Origin of the sequence: Lachnoclostridium sp. An138 (genome assembly GCF_002160765.1) — a bacterium.
Lineage (GTDB): Bacteria > Bacillota > Clostridia > Lachnospirales > Lachnospiraceae > Laedolimicola > Laedolimicola faecalis.
The window spans coordinates 16,676-33,919 of the sequence record NZ_NFLF01000021.1; the positions used below are offsets into that span (position 1 = coordinate 16,676).

14 protein-coding genes and 1 tRNA gene are annotated in these 17,244 nt (G+C 47.7%); 12 read left to right on the forward strand and 3 right to left on the reverse strand.

Annotated features, from left to right (window positions below):
* Positions 1-396 precede the first annotated feature (396 nt).
* From B5E82_RS14575 to B5E82_RS14620, 10 genes are all read left to right on the forward strand, one after another.
* Entirely contained in the window at positions 397-5,556 is a 5,160-nt protein-coding gene (locus B5E82_RS14575) for a SpaA isopeptide-forming pilin-related protein (RefSeq protein WP_162610796.1), read from the forward strand.
* 172 nt (positions 5,557-5,728) lie between these two features.
* Positions 5,729-7,243 (forward strand): isopeptide-forming domain-containing fimbrial protein, encoded by a 1,515-nt coding sequence (locus B5E82_RS14580; protein ID WP_087308284.1) that lies wholly within the window; start codon positions 5,729-5,731, stop codon positions 7,241-7,243.
* 142 nt (positions 7,244-7,385) lie between these two features.
* Entirely contained in the window at positions 7,386-8,294 is a 909-nt protein-coding gene (locus tag B5E82_RS14585) for a class C sortase (protein WP_087308285.1), read from the forward strand.
* Positions 8,291-9,184: a class C sortase gene (locus tag B5E82_RS14590; protein ID WP_087308286.1), complete on the forward strand. Its 894-nt coding sequence runs from the start codon at positions 8,291-8,293 to the stop codon at positions 9,182-9,184. Before B5E82_RS14585 ends, B5E82_RS14590 begins: the two co-directional genes overlap by 4 nt.
* A 25-nt stretch (positions 9,185-9,209) precedes the next feature.
* On the forward strand, positions 9,210-10,349 hold the full coding sequence (locus tag B5E82_RS14595) for a hypothetical protein (RefSeq protein ID WP_087308287.1): 1,140 nt from the start codon (positions 9,210-9,212) through the stop codon (positions 10,347-10,349).
* A gap of 15 nt (positions 10,350-10,364) precedes the next feature.
* On the forward strand, positions 10,365-10,961 hold the full coding sequence (locus B5E82_RS14600) for a hypothetical protein (protein ID WP_191417503.1): 597 nt from the start codon (positions 10,365-10,367) through the stop codon (positions 10,959-10,961).
* A gap of 3 nt (positions 10,962-10,964) precedes the next feature.
* Positions 10,965-11,696, forward strand: coding sequence for a hypothetical protein (locus B5E82_RS14605; protein ID WP_087308288.1), 732 nt, complete (start codon positions 10,965-10,967; stop codon positions 11,694-11,696).
* 10 nt (positions 11,697-11,706) lie between these two features.
* Positions 11,707-12,474 carry a hypothetical protein gene (locus B5E82_RS14610; RefSeq protein ID WP_087308289.1) on the forward strand — a complete coding sequence of 256 codons (768 nt, stop codon included), beginning with the start codon at positions 11,707-11,709 and terminating at the stop codon, positions 12,472-12,474.
* Between the two features lie 6 nt (positions 12,475-12,480).
* Entirely contained in the window at positions 12,481-13,470 is a 990-nt protein-coding gene (locus B5E82_RS14615) for a MucBP domain-containing protein (RefSeq protein WP_087308290.1), read from the forward strand.
* Between the two features lie 23 nt (positions 13,471-13,493).
* Positions 13,494-14,048 carry a signal peptidase I gene (locus B5E82_RS14620; protein ID WP_087308291.1) on the forward strand — a complete coding sequence of 185 codons (555 nt, stop codon included), beginning with the start codon at positions 13,494-13,496 and terminating at the stop codon, positions 14,046-14,048.
* A gap of 227 nt (positions 14,049-14,275) precedes the next feature.
* Here B5E82_RS14620 and B5E82_RS14625 read toward each other — a convergent pair whose 3' ends face one another.
* The 3 genes from B5E82_RS14625 to B5E82_RS14635 form a co-directional block, all read right to left on the reverse strand.
* Entirely contained in the window at positions 14,276-15,013 is a 738-nt protein-coding gene (locus B5E82_RS14625) for a hypothetical protein (RefSeq protein WP_087308292.1), read from the reverse strand.
* 220 nt (positions 15,014-15,233) lie between these two features.
* Positions 15,234-15,896, reverse strand: coding sequence for a YczE/YyaS/YitT family protein (locus B5E82_RS14630; protein ID WP_087308293.1), 663 nt, complete (start codon positions 15,894-15,896; stop codon positions 15,234-15,236).
* The gene (locus tag B5E82_RS14635; protein ID WP_206415720.1) at positions 15,893-16,333 is read right to left on the reverse strand and encodes a MarR family winged helix-turn-helix transcriptional regulator; all 441 of its coding nucleotides are present in this window, start codon (positions 16,331-16,333) and stop codon (positions 15,893-15,895) included. The genes B5E82_RS14630 and B5E82_RS14635 overlap by 4 nt, the downstream gene beginning before the upstream one ends.
* A gap of 262 nt (positions 16,334-16,595) precedes the next feature.
* Between B5E82_RS14635 and B5E82_RS14640 the strand changes: the two genes are divergently transcribed.
* Together B5E82_RS14640 and B5E82_RS14645 are read left to right on the forward strand one after the other, a co-directional pair.
* Positions 16,596-16,889 (forward strand): hypothetical protein, encoded by a 294-nt coding sequence (locus B5E82_RS14640; RefSeq protein WP_087308294.1) that lies wholly within the window; start codon positions 16,596-16,598, stop codon positions 16,887-16,889.
* Between the two features lie 195 nt (positions 16,890-17,084).
* Positions 17,085-17,156: transfer RNA gene (locus tag B5E82_RS14645), tRNA-Glu, on the forward strand.
* Positions 17,157-17,244: the final 88 nt, after the last annotated feature.

Here is a 17,244-nt window from a genome sequence, read left to right on the forward strand (position 1 = left end):
GCATTCCTGCTCTGCATGACCATGGTATTGGGACTGGGCATGCAGGATGTCATTGAGCAGGTGTATGCGGAAGGATTGTCCGCAGTATCGGAGCAGAGCGCGGATGTTCCGGAGACGCAGGAAGTGGAATTGACAGAGACCACGACTCCGGACGAAGAATCTGAACCGGAAGCTTCAGGAGAAACGACGGGTTCTGAAGAAACAGCGCCTACGACTCCGGAGGAGCCGAAAGATCCGGAAGTAGATACGGAGCCGACAGAACCGGCGAATCCGGCAGATACGGAGGAAAATACGGATGTCACGACTCCGCCGACGGAGACGACAGAACCGAGTGCTCCGGCAGAACCGACTACTCCGGCTGACGGCACAGAGAATACGGAGCCGGCAGAACCGGAAGTGCCTGAGACTCCGGCTGTTCCGGATGGTTCAGAGTCTTCCGATGAGACGACTCCGGGTGAAGATACAGAGACAGACGAAGAGGGGACTCCGTCTGAGGGAGAGGAGCTTCCTGTTGAGGAAGAGCCTGTATCCGAGCTGACCTATGCGGCAGAGGACGGAAGCTTCAGCGTGAAAGCTACAGCAGTGAGCGAAGATGTGGATCTGAGCGGTATCGAGATTCATGCGGCTCAGGTACAGGAGGACGGCGAAGAGTACGCAGCTGCAGAAGAGCTGGTAGCTGCTGCACTGGACGCGGAATCCCGTCAGATAGAAGAGTTTCTGGCATATGACATTTGGTTTACATATACAGAGAGCGGAGAGACGGCTGATCTGTCCGGTCAGGTGCAGATTTCTCTGGAGTATACTGAGCCGGAATTTCCGGAAGGAACGGACATGCAGCTTGAGGTATTCTGTCTGAACGACGGTGCTGCAGAAGCAGCTGGCGGAACAGATGCACTGGAAGCAGGGTACGATCTGTATGCGCTGGCGTGGACTGCATCTGCAAATGCGACTTATGAGACAGTCGTAGACGGAGTCAAAGTGATTGTAAAAGCAAAGCCGGGAGTCCTTCCGGACGGAGCGGTTCTGTCTGTGGAAAAGATAGAGTCTGAGGAGACAGAAGAAGAGATTAAGGAAGCTGTTGCAGAAGATATTGCAGCAAACAATACGACCATCCAGGATATGATGGTGTTTGATATCAGATTCCTTGTGGACGGTCAGGAAGTACAGCCGGACGGTGCAGTAACAGTAGAGTTCGAGAACACAGGATATGGAGCTGAAAATGGCATCTCCGTTTATCATGTGGATGATGAAAATGCAAACGCTACAAATATGGAAGCTACTACGGAGACAGAGGCGGACGTAGCGTTTGAGACGACCCATTTCTCTCAGTATGTCATTATAAACAATGGAAACAGTGAGGTAAAGGTAACCATACAGCATTTTCTTGAAGATGCTCAGGGCAGCGGTCAGCCGGTAAAAATATACCGTGATTTCGAAACTACCCTTAAGACGGGAACAGAAGAGCAACAGTTGACGGGATTCACCAAAGAAGACGAAGATTATGCCCTGAAACGTGTTGTAAAAGTAGTTGGTTCTGAGGAAGAACCTGTGTCTGGAGAACGGATTATAGTGGACAGTGATGCAGTATTTAAATGCTATTATACTGCGATAACAGGCACTTACGAAAATGGAACGACGTTTTTTGATTATGTAAATGGAGATGCTTCTGATCGTCGTTCTATTAACTATTTTGGTAACTACAGCGGAGGAAACGATAAAAACACATACAATAATCGGCTGGGTACTATCGGTGCAGCAAATGATTACCGGCTCATGGTGGAACGGACAGTAACAGTTAATGGGACTGAACAGAGCGGCCGGTTCAATGCCAATGCATTCTGGAGAATAGATACAGAAGATGGTGACATAGGAAATGGTTCCATTGAAGGGCTGGATGATAGAAATTATACGAGAGATCAGTATAATGGAAGCGATTGGGCAAGTAATCCACATGACTTTAGCTGGCCGATTATTACCGGATTAATCACACGCCTTAGCGGAGACAAGTGTGAAACTGTAAATTTCGCTTGTGACGAGCCGGGATTCTTTAGTAAAGAAAGCAAGAATGGTAAGACAATATACGAAGATTATGACCTGGTTTTTGATAAAAACGGCAATCGGTACACTCTTTCCAGAGTGGAAGAAAATAACGTAACAGTCGTAGATAATTTAAGTCAGTTCTTCCCACTTAATAATAAAAATGACGGTCAGAAGAATGAATATTTCGGAATGCGTTATGATTTCGAGTTTTCTGTGGGTGATTATCTTGGGGATATGACCTATTCCTTTACAGGAGATGATGACCTGTGGGTTTTCCTTGACGGTGAGTTGATTCTGGATTTAGGCGGAATTCATGCTGCATATGAAGGTTCAGAATATAATGAACTGACAAATTCGCTGTGGCCGACAGAAGTGGATATCTGGTCAGTCCTTTTGGAGAAGGAAGGAATTATCCAGTCGGGAGCAGACTATACAGAAGATGACAAATTGCAGGTAGATACGGAGGCAAAGCATACCGTAACGGTTTTGTATATGGAACGTGGCGGTGAAGCATCCAATTGTTATATGGAATTCGTTATGCCTAATGTGCAGGCTTCCGATCCGGTAATTTCTGCCACGCCAAAGGCAGAGCTGCAATTTACGAAAATAAATGCGGATACAAAGGCAGGTCTTCCGGGGGCAACGTTTACGCTGTATTCAGATGAGCAATGTACAACTATGATTGAGCAGGCAACATCGGATGCTAATGGAATTGTAAAATTCAATACACGGTTAAAGGCGGGAACTTATTATTTGAAGGAAACGGCTGCGCCGGATGGATATATTGCGAATTCAGAAAAATATACTGTAACTGTTACGGCGACGACTGATTCGGCAACTGCAGTTATAACGAACAGTAAAAACGAAAAAATTACGTCTATTTCGAATACCGAAATCGTGAAAGCCATTGAAAAAGATAAGACGGCGCATGTAGTAAACTGGGATGAAAGAATATATGAGATCGACCTGTCTGCGTCCTCACGTATGCAGTCTTCTATTCCTGGAACGGCCAAGGCAGTAGATGTAATGCTGGTTTTGGACGCGTCAGGAAGTATGTGCGAGTACAGCGGTTCCCTGTCGGGTGAGGAAGTCAGCTGGACGAGTGCGCAAAGTAATTATAATAGCGAGTATTACTTTGAACAGAACGGTACTCTATATAAAGTAAGTTATGCCCGCAGTTGGTTTGGCGAATGGAGGTGGCGAGTTTATTCTGAGTATGGAAGTGACGGAGGCGAACAGCAGTGGTTGGAGACTGATCGTGTAAATATCCCGGCAACTGTTAATACTGATTTTATTTCCAGAAATGAGGCAATGAAAGCAGCAGCCACTGAGTTTGTAAATCTGCTGGATGAAAAATCTCCGGACAGTAAGGTGGGAATTGCAGGATATTCAGACGGCTTGATGAATTGGCTGGCTTTAACGACCGTCGGAACAGATAAGGACAGTATTATTAATGCGATAAATAGAATTGATGCAAATAGCAGTACCTATGCATATCATGGTTTGCAGTATGCTAATACACAGCTGAGTTCGAGTGAAAGTGGAAATGATAAAATTGTTGTTCTCCTCAGCGATGGAGCGGATAATGGTGAAAATAGCGCGGAGTGGGTAGCTAATACATTAAAGAATAATGGAACCACTATTTATTCAGTTGGTTTCAAGGTTAATAGCAGTACGAAGAACTTCCTGGAAGGCATAGCGACAGATTCAGGGCACTATTATGGTGCAGACAGCATGGAAGAACTCGTGAATAGTTTTAAGCTGATTGTAGAAGGCGGTCTGGAAGGAACTACAATAGAGAATGCTACTGTCACGGATGTGATTGATTCCAGATTTGATGTCGTAGATGAAAATGGTAATCTCCTGTCTGATGGTGCCGAGATCGAGGATGTCAACGGAAATATAGGCATATTACGCAAAAATTCATCAGGCGAATGGTACGTGGAATGGTCTGGTATCGACATAGCGCCAAAATCTGAAGGCAGTAATTTGCCGGGATGGTCCGCGAAGATTTATGTCAAGGCAAAAGCCGATTATATCGGAGGCAATGACGTTCCGACCAATGCTGCTGGTTCAGGCATATCGTTCTCGGGAAATACAGTGCCGTTTGATCCGCCCAAAGTCAATGTAAAGGTGGAATTGGATATTTCCAATAAGGAAGTAACCATTTATAAAGGCGATACAGTACCGACGGGTGATACGATATTGGCTCAGCTGTTCAGTACAGAATACATAGGCAAATATGGAGTGACGGAAAACAGCTTTACATGGGGCTGGTATGATAATGAGGATTGCACTGGTACTCCGCTGACAACAGACCAGCTGGTTTCACAAAATCCGGAAGCAGATACCACATATTATCTGAAAGTGACATATAATGCAGGTGATCCTTCCGACGCCAGCAATACTAACACTACTTTGGGTGGAACTATTTACCATGCCGGCGTGGCTGACGGCGCTGGAAATTATATCGTTGAAGCTGTCAATGATGGTCTTGAGGCAGGAAGCACTCAAAATGATACCTTTACTGACTATGAAGATAAGCACTATGGAGTTTATAAGATTAATGTTATTTCAGGAGAAATAACAATTACGAAGAAACTGACGGAAGCAGCAGCTGAGGCGCAGACATTTAGTTTCCGGATCACCAAAGACGAGGCTCCGTTTAATCCTGCTGATGGAGGAACAGAGTGGACGGTTGATGTAGCTGCAGGTGCGGCGGAGGGTACTCAGACGATTCTGAACCTTGCAAGAGGGAATTATGTAATCACTGAAGTCAGCCGGGATGGATATGAATTGCGGAGCGTAGAAATTAATATAGGCGCTCCCGGCGGTACAAACTGTGAGAATACACGGGATGGTATGTCAGCCACTTTCGGACTGGGTAAAGACATGCATGGCAATAATGTCATTGGAAACGATTATACCTATGATGCAGAGGATGGTGGCACAAAGGGGGCTGTAACATTTACAAATGCAGCGGTTATTGGAAACTGGAGAATTGTAAAGAGGAGCAGCAGCGACACAACATTGACGCTCGAAGGCGCTGTATTCAAGCTGGAATCGAATGACAGCGGTTCAACACCCGGCGAACCTGGCGGACAGACAAAAACCACGTATTACGGAAAATCTGACAATGCCGGAATAGTAAAATGGTACAGTGATGAAGCGTGCACAAATGAAGTTACATTTTTGAGGTCAGGAGAGTATACACTGTCAGAAATTAAGGCACCTGTTGGATATACACTGAGTGAGGAGACATGGACAGTGACACTCCTAAATAACCGGTTAGAGTCTGTGACCAAGGCTGATGAAACCCCCATTGTGCCCAGAATGGAGACAGATGAAAGCGGAAAAGAGATTTATGTGTATACTTTCTATGATGCTATCCTTTATGATCTTCCCTCCACTGGAGGCCCGGGTATCTACCTGTATATGCTCGGCGGAGTCGCGCTTATGATGGCAGGCACGCTGTTAGTATATAAGAAACGGAAAGAGGAGGTGCTGAGAAGTTAAACTTTGAGAAGTGGCTTGTCGGCATCCCGACCGCCGGGACGGCTGCAGAAATACAATAGAAGCAGCCGTCCGGACGGCCCGGCAGAAGCAAGACTTGCCGGACGTTTGACAGACAGTCAAGTCTTAAAAATCAAAAAATCAGAGGGAGGTCCCTCGGAAAAGGAGTAAGAGAATGAAAAAGGTAAAGAAATTGTTGGCCTTGGTTATGGCGATGACAATGGTGCTTGGTATGGCGATTAGCGTATCAGCAGCTCCGTCGACAGAAAAAGGAACGGCTACAGTGATGGGAGTTACAGAAGAAGGTGCACAGGTAACTGCCTATCAGATGGTTACTTATGACGACACGGGAGTATACAGTGTTGTTCCCGCATTGGAAGGAAAGTATACAGTTGGCGAGGATGATGCGGCTGTAATTACATCCATTGCCAGTGACACAGCGCTGTTAGGACAGTTAAATGCAAAGAATCTTACAGATACAGATGGCGATGGAAACTGGACAGCAGAACTCACAGCTGGTACATATCTGGTACTGGTTACTGGTACAGGGGAAGCTATTTACAATCCTATGCTTCTGAGCCTTGAGGTTACCTATGAGGCAGGTGGCGTTGGCGACGGTGAGGTAGATGCAGATGGCGACTATGTGGTTAATGATGTGGTAATTTATGCAAAATCTACGGAAAGTGTTCCGGTAGACAAGAAGATCACAGGTGTAAGCGGAACTGCAATTGGTGTGGATAATCTTGGAAAAATCGATGATGTATCTGGAGGAGATACCGTTTATTTCACCATAACAACAAAAATTCCCTCCTACAGTGATCTGTATGATAACGAGAATCTCACATTTAAACTTACAGATACGGCAGATGAAAGACTGACACTTGACAATGAAAATGGCAAGCTGGTTGAGGCAATTCAAAACTGCCTTGAGGATGATGCGGCAAATGTGACTGTTAACGGTCAGGTGATCACTGTTGAGTTTAAGAGGGAATATATTCTTGCAAATGGGGGAGAAACGATCACGATTACCTATCCTGCTGTAGTAGAAGGCAAAGATGAAGATGCATTGCTTACAAAGGAAACTTTTGAGGCAGTGGAAAACAGCGTTGTTCTGGAGTATTCCAATACACCTACAGAGACAACAAAGAGTGATCCGAGTGTAACGAAGCATTATACATTTGATTTTCTGGTTTATAAGACAGATGCGACGACCCATGAGCAGCTGGTAGGTGCAGAGTTTAGTCTGACAAACACTGTAACCAACGAAACAATTACATCTACCTATGATAAATATTATCAGCAGCACAGGTATATATTTGGAGATGTGGATGCGGGAACATATATTCTGAAAGAGACGAAGGCTCCGGCGGGTTATAGCTTGTCTAATGAAGAGTATACTGTGAAAGTTACTCCTTTTTATGGAACTGGAAAAAATTTAATGAACTATACTGTAGAAATTCGTGATAGTGCAAATAGGCAGGTTGGCTTAACTACCTATCAACTTATAGGAGGTGGTGTTGCGATTCAGAATGCAAGTGATTTGAAACCGAATATTCCGAATACCGAACTTGCCTCTCTTCCCTCCACCGGTGGCATCGGTACTACGATCTTCACCATCGGCGGCTGCGCTATCATGATTGCAGCAGCAGCTCTGTACTTCGTGAACAGAAGAAAGTCCGAAGAGAACTAATGAAAGCAAACATCATATCTTTCAAAGTCTGAAGATGAGAAAGATACATAAGAATTCCAGGGCGGAATCTCCGCCCTGGATTCTGAAAAAATTACAGCCCAGATGATACTGGAGAATCGATACAGCATAAAGGAGAGTCCGGATGAAGAAAATTACTTACAGAATATTGGTGGCAGTCATATTTTTAGCCGGGTTGTCCTTGCTGTTGTATCCTTTTGTAGCAAACGAGTGGAATACATACAGGCAGGAACAGCTGATCAGCAGCTATGACGAAGTGGTCAGTGAAAAGACAGCCGCTGGAGCGATAGATTATGAAGGAGAATGGCTGAAGGCCCAGCAGTATAATGAAGAACTGCTGCCTTCGATTCTTCCTGATTCCTTCGCAGTGGCGGAGGCTTCGGAAGAGGACGAAGAATACATGTCGGCCCTGAATCTGGCGGGCGACGGCATCATGGGAACGGTGGATATTCCGAAGATAGGAATTACCCTTCCGATATATCACACGACAGATGAAGAGGTGCTGGAAAAGGCAGCAGGACATCTGGAAGGAAGCTCTCTTCCCGTAGGCGGAGAAAGTACTCATGCAGTTATATCGGCACACCGGGGACTGCCCAGTGCGTCGTTGTTTACAGATTTGGATCTGCTGGAAATCGGAGATCATTTTCTGATAAAGGTATTAGATGAGACTCTCTGCTATGAGGTGGACCAGATTCTGACTGTGGAACCGGATGAGACAGAGGCTTTGCAGGTAGAAGAAGGGGAAGATCTGGTGACGCTGCTTACCTGTACACCCTACGGAGTGAATACTCAGCGCCTGCTGGTGCGGGGGCACCGGGTTCCTTACGAGGAGACGGTAGTGGCAGAGGAAGAGACGCCGCTTGGTGCGGTAAGTCTCCATACGAACTATCTGCTGTGGGTGTTCGTGGGACTTGGCATAACGGCACTGTTTATTATTGGACTATTCCTGTGGGATCGCAGGAATCGCAGAAAACGTAAGGGGCGGGAGATAGAACATAAGGAGATAGAACATAAGGAGACAGAACAGTCATGAAGAAGATACTGAATGTAGTGTTCGCCCTGATGTTTGCGGCAGGCTTCCTGCTTCTGACATACCCGACGATTTCTGACCAGTGGAATACCTACCGTCAGAGTAAGTTGATTAGCAGTTATGAAGAAGCTGTGTCTACTATGGAGCCCGAAGATTTTTCGGAAGAATGGGAAAAAGCCCGGGCATTCAATGATACGCTGACAGAGAATAATATTTACGGGGATGTGTTTGCCGGGGAAGATGAGGACCTGGAAGATACGGAATACTGGTCCGTGCTCAATGCGGCAGGCGACGGAGTGATGGGATATATCTCCATCCCGAAAATCAACGTAAAGCTTTCCATTTATCATGGCACTTCCGATGACATTCTCCAGACAGGTGTAGGCCATCTGGACGGAACGAAGCTTCCCATCGGAGGTGAGAGCACACACTGTGTTCTGGCAGCTCACCGGGGACTTCCCAGCGCCCGGCTGTTTACAGATATCGATCAGCTGGAAAAGGGAGACCGTTTTTATATTCATGTACTGGATGAGGTACTTGCCTATGAGGTAGACCAGATCTATGACATGGTGGATAAAGACGACATGGAGACGCTGGAAAGTGCCATGTCCATTGTGGACGGAGAAGACCATGTGACGCTGTTTACCTGCACCCCATACGGAGTGAACACCCATCGGCTGCTGGTGCGGGGCGTGAGAGTTCCCTATGAGGGAGAGGAAGATGTCGCGGCGACTCCGACGGAGACCATGGTGCGGGCTGTGCAGGATTACTACATGCTTTATCTGGTTCTGGGCCTGTCGGTGACGCTTCTGGTAATATTGATTCTGAGATGCCTGATCAGGCCGAAGCGGCGTAAGCGCGGAGGCGGGCAGGCTGATTCCGGAAAGAGATAGATAGATCTTTAGGAGGGTAAAAGGAATGAGAAAAAAGAGATGGCGTAACAGAAAAGGAGCGGGGCTTCTGGCATTGGCGCTGACGTGTGTCTTGGCGCTTTCAGGTACGGGGGCGCTGGATTCGCAGGCAGCGGATGCGGTGGATGTGAATAAGAATGACTGCACCCTGACGGTAAATGCGAGTGAGCTGGAGATAGCGTTGGATAAGGATTATGTTAATAAGTATGATGGTTCAGCGCTGGATGCAAAGCCGGAGGATGTGAAGCTGACAATAGCATTATACCGGGTTGCGGATATTGACGTGAGCGGCAGGTATACAGCATTGTCTTATGTAGAAAATGAAAAGGTAGTAATGGACGGCAAGGAGCGAGGAACATTTGGTCAGATTGTGTCTGTTGTGAATTCTAATACAACACAGGCAGATTGGCTGGCAATGGCGGACGCAGTGTCAGGAGCTGTTGAAAGCGCTCCAGAGGATGCGGCTTTTACTCCAAAGGTTGCTGATAAGGCTAATGGTTATACAGTACTGTTCGAAGGGTTAAAAACGGGCCTGTATCTGGTAATGCCTCAGCAGGTAGAGACACCTTATTATATGTATAACTTTACACCGTATCTCATTTCTCTGCCGAGCAACTTCTATGTTCCTGAAAATGAGGAAAGCGATGACAGCTGGGTATATAACGTTGTTTCTTTGCTGAAAATGGAGAGTGAGGCGCGCCAGGGTAAACTGGAGGTAAAGAAAAACCTGCTGGATATGAACGGAACTCCTGGAAGCAATTCACCTGCTTTCGTGTTTAAGATCACGATTGATCCGCTTAAGGGAGAGATGGAAGAACGTTATGAAATGCTGGAGTTTAGTGAAATAGGCACAAAGCCCTTTATAATAGAGGGAATTCCTGCGGGCTCCACAGTAACTGTAGAAGAAGTATATTCTGGAGCCGGATACGAAACTGCTGATGGGACCAGCAATTTCTGGAAAGGCGTGGTAGGTGCCAATGATTACAGTGATGAGAATGTTTCAGCGATAAGCATCGATTTTACGAATCAGTCTGACGGTACTACGACAGGCGGTTCTGGCATTCGGAATCATTTCTTTAAAGATGAGAATGGATCATATCAGTATGACGGGCCTTACGGGTCACATGGCGGCAGCCAGTCAGAATAGGGAGGTGGATGAGCAATGAAAAACAGCAGAATCGGTAAGACAGCGCTTATAGCAGCTGCGGTTACCCTGACAGCTTCCCTGTCTGTAGGGAGTGCACTCGCGTACTTCACTACATACTGTACAGCTGAAGGAGCCTACACGATGAATATGGGCTTTCCGGATACAGATCTGGAAGAGCACGTGGATGAAGAAGGGAAGCATATATGGATTGAAAATACCGGAGAGTATGAGGCATTTGTAAGGGTAAAGGTATTTGCGCCGGAAAACTTAAATGTGTCTTTCAATCCGTCAAATGGCTGGGAATATCATATGGATGATGATTATTGGTATTATAGCCCTGTATTGCAAGCTGATGGCAAGACTACGGAGCTTCTGGTAAGCTATACATTCCCGGTTGACGAGGCGCCGAATGATGAGATTGATACCAGACCGGATGAGTTTAATATTGTGGTAATATATGAGAGTGTTCCTGTGCTTTATAATGAGAATGGAGATGCCGATATGATGCTCAGCTGGAGTAATGTAGCGGCGATTGAAAGTTCTGGCACAGCCACAGACGATGAAACAGAGAATCCGGATGATACGGATACCGCAGAGCAGGAGGGGGAATAAGCCATGAAAAAGAGAAAAAAGAATTCATTTCCGGTTAAGCCCGCTCTGCTTCTGGGAGCGGCAGCGCTTCTTCTCCTGAGCAGTACGGTGGGAAGCACAAGAGCGGCGCTGACCTATTACAGTGATAATTATGCGGCACAGATCGAGATGTCCAGCATCGGCGTGGCGCTGTTGGAGAATAAGGCAGAGGTCAGTGGTCAGAATTATGGGGATAATGCCACCACGACAGGAACACTGCTCAAAAATATGCTTTCGGATGGTGAGAAATTTACACCGGGCAAACCGTACGATGAGGCGCTTAGCGTAAGGAATACCGGTGATATCGATACTTTTGTCCGGGTAATCATCACAAAAAGCTGGCAGGACGCGAAGGGTAAGGATACCACACTTGCGCCATCTCTGATTGATTTTAACATTCTGGAGAATACCGGCTGGGTAGTGGATGACAGCACAGACTATTCCGATGAGCGTATCGTCCTTTACTATACGCAGGCTCTTGCTCCGGGAGAGGAGACAGAAGCCCTGTCGGATACGATCCGGATTGAGCCGGAGATTGCGCAGAGCGTGACGGTCGGCGAGGACGGGAAGTATGAATATGTGTACAACGGCTACAGCTTCCATCTGGAGGCAGAAGTGGACGCCGTGCAGATGCACAATGCCGAGGACGCCATCAAGAGCGCCTGGGGCGTGGATGTAACCGTTTCGGATGATGGCAGAGCCATTACTTTAAACTAGGAGGTGCAGGATGAAGAAGAAATTTTTGTGCCTCGTGATGGGGCTTGTAATGGCTGCGGGCATGTCTACGACAGCCTTTGCGCAGGATTATCAGGGAGCGTCCGACTGGACGGCGGAATTTAACGGGAACGACATCGTTACGAACTTTGCCAGCAGCAATGTGGCAGACTCCATGACGCAGGTTCTTCCGGGTGACAGCATTGAGCTGTATGTTACCATAAAGAATTCGGACAGTACAGAGACAGACTGGTATATGACCAACGAGGTGATCAGAACGCTGGAAGATACGCAGGCTTCGGCGTCTGGCGGAGCTTATGAGTACCGCCTGACCTATACAGACAGCAATGGCGTGTCCACTGACCTGTACAGCAGCGATACGGTCGGCGGAGAGGAAGCGGCAGGCGGAGAAGAAGGTCTTCATGAGATCGCCAATACTCCGGGCGAGTATTTCTATCTGGAGCGGCTTCAGCAGGGAGAGACAGGACGCGTCACCCTTTGGATGCGCGTAGACGGCGAGACGCAGGGTAATGGTTATCAGGAGACTCTGGCGCACCTGCAGATGAATTTCGCTGTAGAAGAAGTGCCGGAAGCACAGGTTCGTACAGAGGTCAATCACAGGGTAAACACCGTGAGCGGCGGTACAAGAGTGGTAACGACGGTTCAGACAGGTGATACGACTCCGCTGATGATCTGGAGCGCGGTAGCTCTGGGATGCGGTGTGATTCTTCTGATTGTCGGCATCAATGCCTGGAAGAGAAACAGAGAGAAAGGGGAGTAGTGCAAAATGAAGAGATGGAAGAAAGCGCTGGTCTCCCTTCTGACGGGATGCCTGGTATGCGGTATGATTCCGGTAAACGCGAAAGCAGCTGAGACACAGCCGCAGGAAGATGGATATGGATATACAATTACTTTATCAGCAGGAAATAAGGGGCTGATTGACGGTCAGTCGAAGATCGTTATGAAAGACCAGAAGCTGAACAGTGTAGTGAATTTTCAGCAGAATCTTCAGGACGTAGAGATATCGGATGACCGCTATTATGTAAAGGGCGTCCGTCTGAGCGGACGGGACAACGAGACAGCGGAAAATATCGTCTCTCCTGTATTTACGATAACTGGCGATGCAGATTATGTAATCGCTTATGGAGTGATAGGTGATCAGGTGGCTTACACCGTCCAGTATCAGGACGCGGACGGCAACACATTGGCGCCCAGCCAGACCTTCTACGGAAATGTAGGCGACAAGCCGATTGTAGCATATCAGTATATCGACGGCTATGTTCCTCAGAGCCTGGCTCTGACCAAGACATTAAGCGCCAACGAGGCTGAGAATATCTTCACTTTCGTGTACACGCCGGGAGATCCCGGAGATATCGTGAATACTGTAACGGATACGACGACGGTAACCGGTGATCCTACCATTGTGACGGTAGTAGTTCCGGGCGCAGGTACCGGCGGAGGAGCAGCTGCAGGCGGCGGAGCTGGCGCGGGAGCCGGAGCAGGCGGCGCTGCGGATGAAGGAGCGGCTGCAGGCGGCGATGAGACTACAACCATAGAGGAAGATCAGACGCCGCAGGGAACTCAGGATATCCAGGATCTGGATGAGGAAGAGACGCCTCTGGGAGATCTGGAGATTGAAGAGGAAGAGACAGCCAAAGGTCTTCCTCTGGCGGCCAGCGTCGGTATTGGAGCTGTAGCTGCTGTTGTACTGATTTGCCTGGTAGTATGGCTGATCAAGGGAAGAAAATCCGGAGACGGCGGAGCAGCTGAAGAGTAAGACACGGAAAGGTTGACAGTTTTTTGAAGAAAAGGAAACGCAGACCCGCGGTATTGCTGTGCAATGCCGCGGGCACAGCTGTATTAGTGCTGCTGATTCTGGCATGTCTGCCATTGACGCTTCCCCGTCTGGCCGGGTACCGTCTGTATACAGTGGTGAGCGGCAGTATGGAGCCGGAAATCCCGGTGGGAAGTCTTGTGATGGTTCATGACGCAGAACCGGCAGATATTGTGGAGGGAGATATCATTGCCTTTTATGGGGCGGTCGACTCGGCGGCGGTCATTACGCACCGAGTGGTGGGAAACAGCCCGGCTATGGGTGAGTTCATAACCAAGGGCGACGCCAATGAAGAACGGGATGTGAACCCTGTGGATTACAATGAGTTCATAGGAAAAGTGGAGCATGTAGTTCCCGGAGCAGGCGGAATCGCCGAGGCAATGACAGGACCTGCGGGCAGAAGAGCCGCAGGCTGTTTGATTGTCCTGGCGGCGGGTTTCCTGGTGCTGGGTTCTGTACTTGAGCATACAGGAAAAAGGAAAAAAAGGAAAAGCGGCGAACGGCAGAGTGAGCCGCGGTGATTTGGGGAATTATTTTTTGATTGCAGAGTTTCTTATATGATCTAAAAGAATCAAGGGCTGAAAGCTTCAGGATAGCTTTCAGCCCTTGATTAATGATGACTTCTTTCTTGCTTATTCGCAGTTTTTCCAAATTTCCAGACCACAGCGGTTAAGAAATCCCATCCGTATTCAGACGATTTACCCTATTGCTTAGTTGTGTACCTTGCTGCCTGCCGTAAGAGATACATTTATGTATGTGACAGAGAGAGCACTCGATAGTTGCCGTTTTTATCCGGTATCTGAATCAAAATCGGTTCTTCCGGAACGGCGAATGCGATACAGCCGCTGATTTCATCACACCAGGCCGGAGATACAGGCTCCTCTGTGGCGGAGGTACGGGCTGAAATGGAATTGTAATCCACACCTACCCCATCTCCGTCGCTGACATAGATCAGGATCAGGTTATCCTGTCTTTCATGGGAGACGATTACAGGCGCTTCCGAATCGATGCCCGTGATTTCCATACCGTGGGAAGTGTGCATTCCGGTCACGGAGTAGATATCAAGTAGGAGGTAGCCGTTCTCTTCTACCATGACCTGATACTGCTGGTAGCCGCTGGACTCCACAGAAAGACTCCGTTCGTTGATCTGCGCTGTCACATCCTGTACCGGAATCAGGGTATCTACCTGAAAGGATATCTGCACGGAAGAGGAATCTGTGGCCGGAGCGGCCGACACATGGGAGACTGAAGCGGGTACCACGGTACCGGGAGCCAGAAGAACAATAAGCAGGACTGCGCAGGCTGCTGCTGCGGCACGTTTCACTGCGTAGCGTCTGACTGCGATACGACGGTATTTTCTCTTTCTGCGGCCGGAGCCGGTCTCATATTCCAGATGGAGATCATCCAGAATATGGTTCAGCAGGCGGTCAGCCTGTTCGGGTGCAAGTTGTCTGTCTGAAGATGTCTGGTCCTGGATGCGCTTCATTCTGCCAGCTCCTTTCTGTCAAATGTGACCTTATTATATACGAGAAAACAGTATTTTGCAAATTATTATGTATAATAAACGGAAAATAATGCGTATAATTTCTCTATATAAAAAAGGACGGTAAAAAAACGGAGAACGGCTCAGGATCATACACATTTTATTATAGGAAACTGCAAAAAAAGCTGAAAATCAGGGGTAAAGCTGAGATCCGGAGGGAAATTTACCCTGCCGGAAGTAATTTTTTCGTGACCCATTTCACCGGTTTCTGGCATTGTCTCGTCACCAGGCCTACGCAGACGGCTGCTGCGACAGTTCCCTCCCGGATGCCTTCCAGCCCTCCCAGGAAGAGGAGGGACGTGAGGATGGAGATACATACGAGCGTGACATCGAAGGCAATTTTTACAGTGCTGAATTTTACGGGAAAGACCTGGCATATGGCAAGCACTACACCCTCGCCGGCAGTGGTGACAAGACCTGCGGCTACTTCGAGACTGACGCCCAGTCCTACGAGAAGGATGCCGATGACGCAGAGAAGCCACTGCTGAAAATAGTCTGCGAAAGTAATTCCCTGAATCAGCGCTCCGCCGGCGTCGATCAGCAGTCCGAATACAATTACGGCGGGAAACTGCAGAAGCTGAAACCACTGATATCTGTTCCTCAGAATGGGAATCTGAATCAGCACGAAAAAGGTGTTGACGATTATGGTGGTTGTGCCGACGGACAGGCCGGAGATACGGCTGGTGACATAGGGAAAGCTGGAAATCGGCGAAGTGCCCAGGGAGGCTGTGATGGAAAATGCTACGCCGAGGGCCATGACAGCCAGTCCAAGGCACAGAAGCACACACCGGGCAGGTAATTGTTTGAGAGTAAGCTGATGTTTCATTTTGCGGTCTTCCTTTCGTAGTTGTTGTCTGACAGAACCAGGGAAATCTTTTTCAGGGACTGCTTCAGCTGTTCCAGTTCTTCTGCTGTCAGCGCGGAAGCAGCCAGCTCATCTGTCTTATCAAAGACGGCCTGCATATTTTCGGCAGCCTGCATTCCTTTTTCTGTGAGGGATACGTAGAGAGAACGGCGGTTGCCTTTACGCTGTCTGCGGTGAATCAGTTCTGCTTCTTCCATGCGCATGAGAATACTGCCCGCAGTCGCCTGCTCGATTTCGCAATGTTCTGCTATGGTCTTCTGGTCCGCCTCCTGGGCTTCCCGGAGAAATTCCAGAATTTTAGGCTGGCCGGAGGTAAGCCCCATCTGGCTGGCTTCCCGCATAATGCCCCGGGAAACGATAGAGTTGGTTTTCATAAGAAGATAATGAAGTGATTCCATGAAACTTCCATCCTTTCATATCAAGAAATAACTATATTATAAGAATTAATATTATAAGAATTGATATTATAATGATTCTCACTGTATTATAAAAAGCGTCTTCTGTTTTGTCAAGAACGCCATGGACAGGCGCGGGAAGAATCGGGAGGACGGAAACTGAAGTTCACAGAATAAACATGGAACAGACACAGAACAAACAAAGAATGGTCACAATGGTCCGCTATAATGTGAGACATTACAGGAAAGAAGGAGCATGATATCAATGAAGAAATTTATGAAGATAATTGCCATAATGTGTGTTGCGACGCTGGTTTTTACTGCGCTTGCCGGCTGCGGAGGAGACGAAGACACTACGTCGGATACTGCGGCTGACAGCAGCTACAGCACCGATACGACAGACGATACGGAGACGACGGATACTTCTGCCTCTGATACAGAGGAAGATACTTCAGACAGTACCTATAGCACAGACAGCACAGAAGACAGTACAGAAGACAGTACATACAGCACAGACAGTACAGATTCCAGTACAGAAGACAGTTCCAGCACGTACTGATGGATGTGACGGACCTGGAGCCAGGTGCGTAGATTCTATTCAGTTTATATTTATATAATATCGGATTCATATCAGCCGGGATGCGGAAAGAAATCTGCAGACCGGCTGAAAAAATTAGAAAACTTGTGAAAAAGTGCTTGCATTCTAACAGATTCTATGATATAGTAATCAAGCTGGCAGTGCGCCAGAGGAAATGGTCGATTGGTCAAGCGGTTAAGACGCCGCCCTCTCACGGCGGAAACAGGGGTTCGATTCCCCTATCGACTGCTTTGGAACCCTTGAATTTCAGTTCAAGGGTTCTTTTGCGTTATATGGAAATTAATGTTATATGGAAATTGTGGTTATATGGAAATTT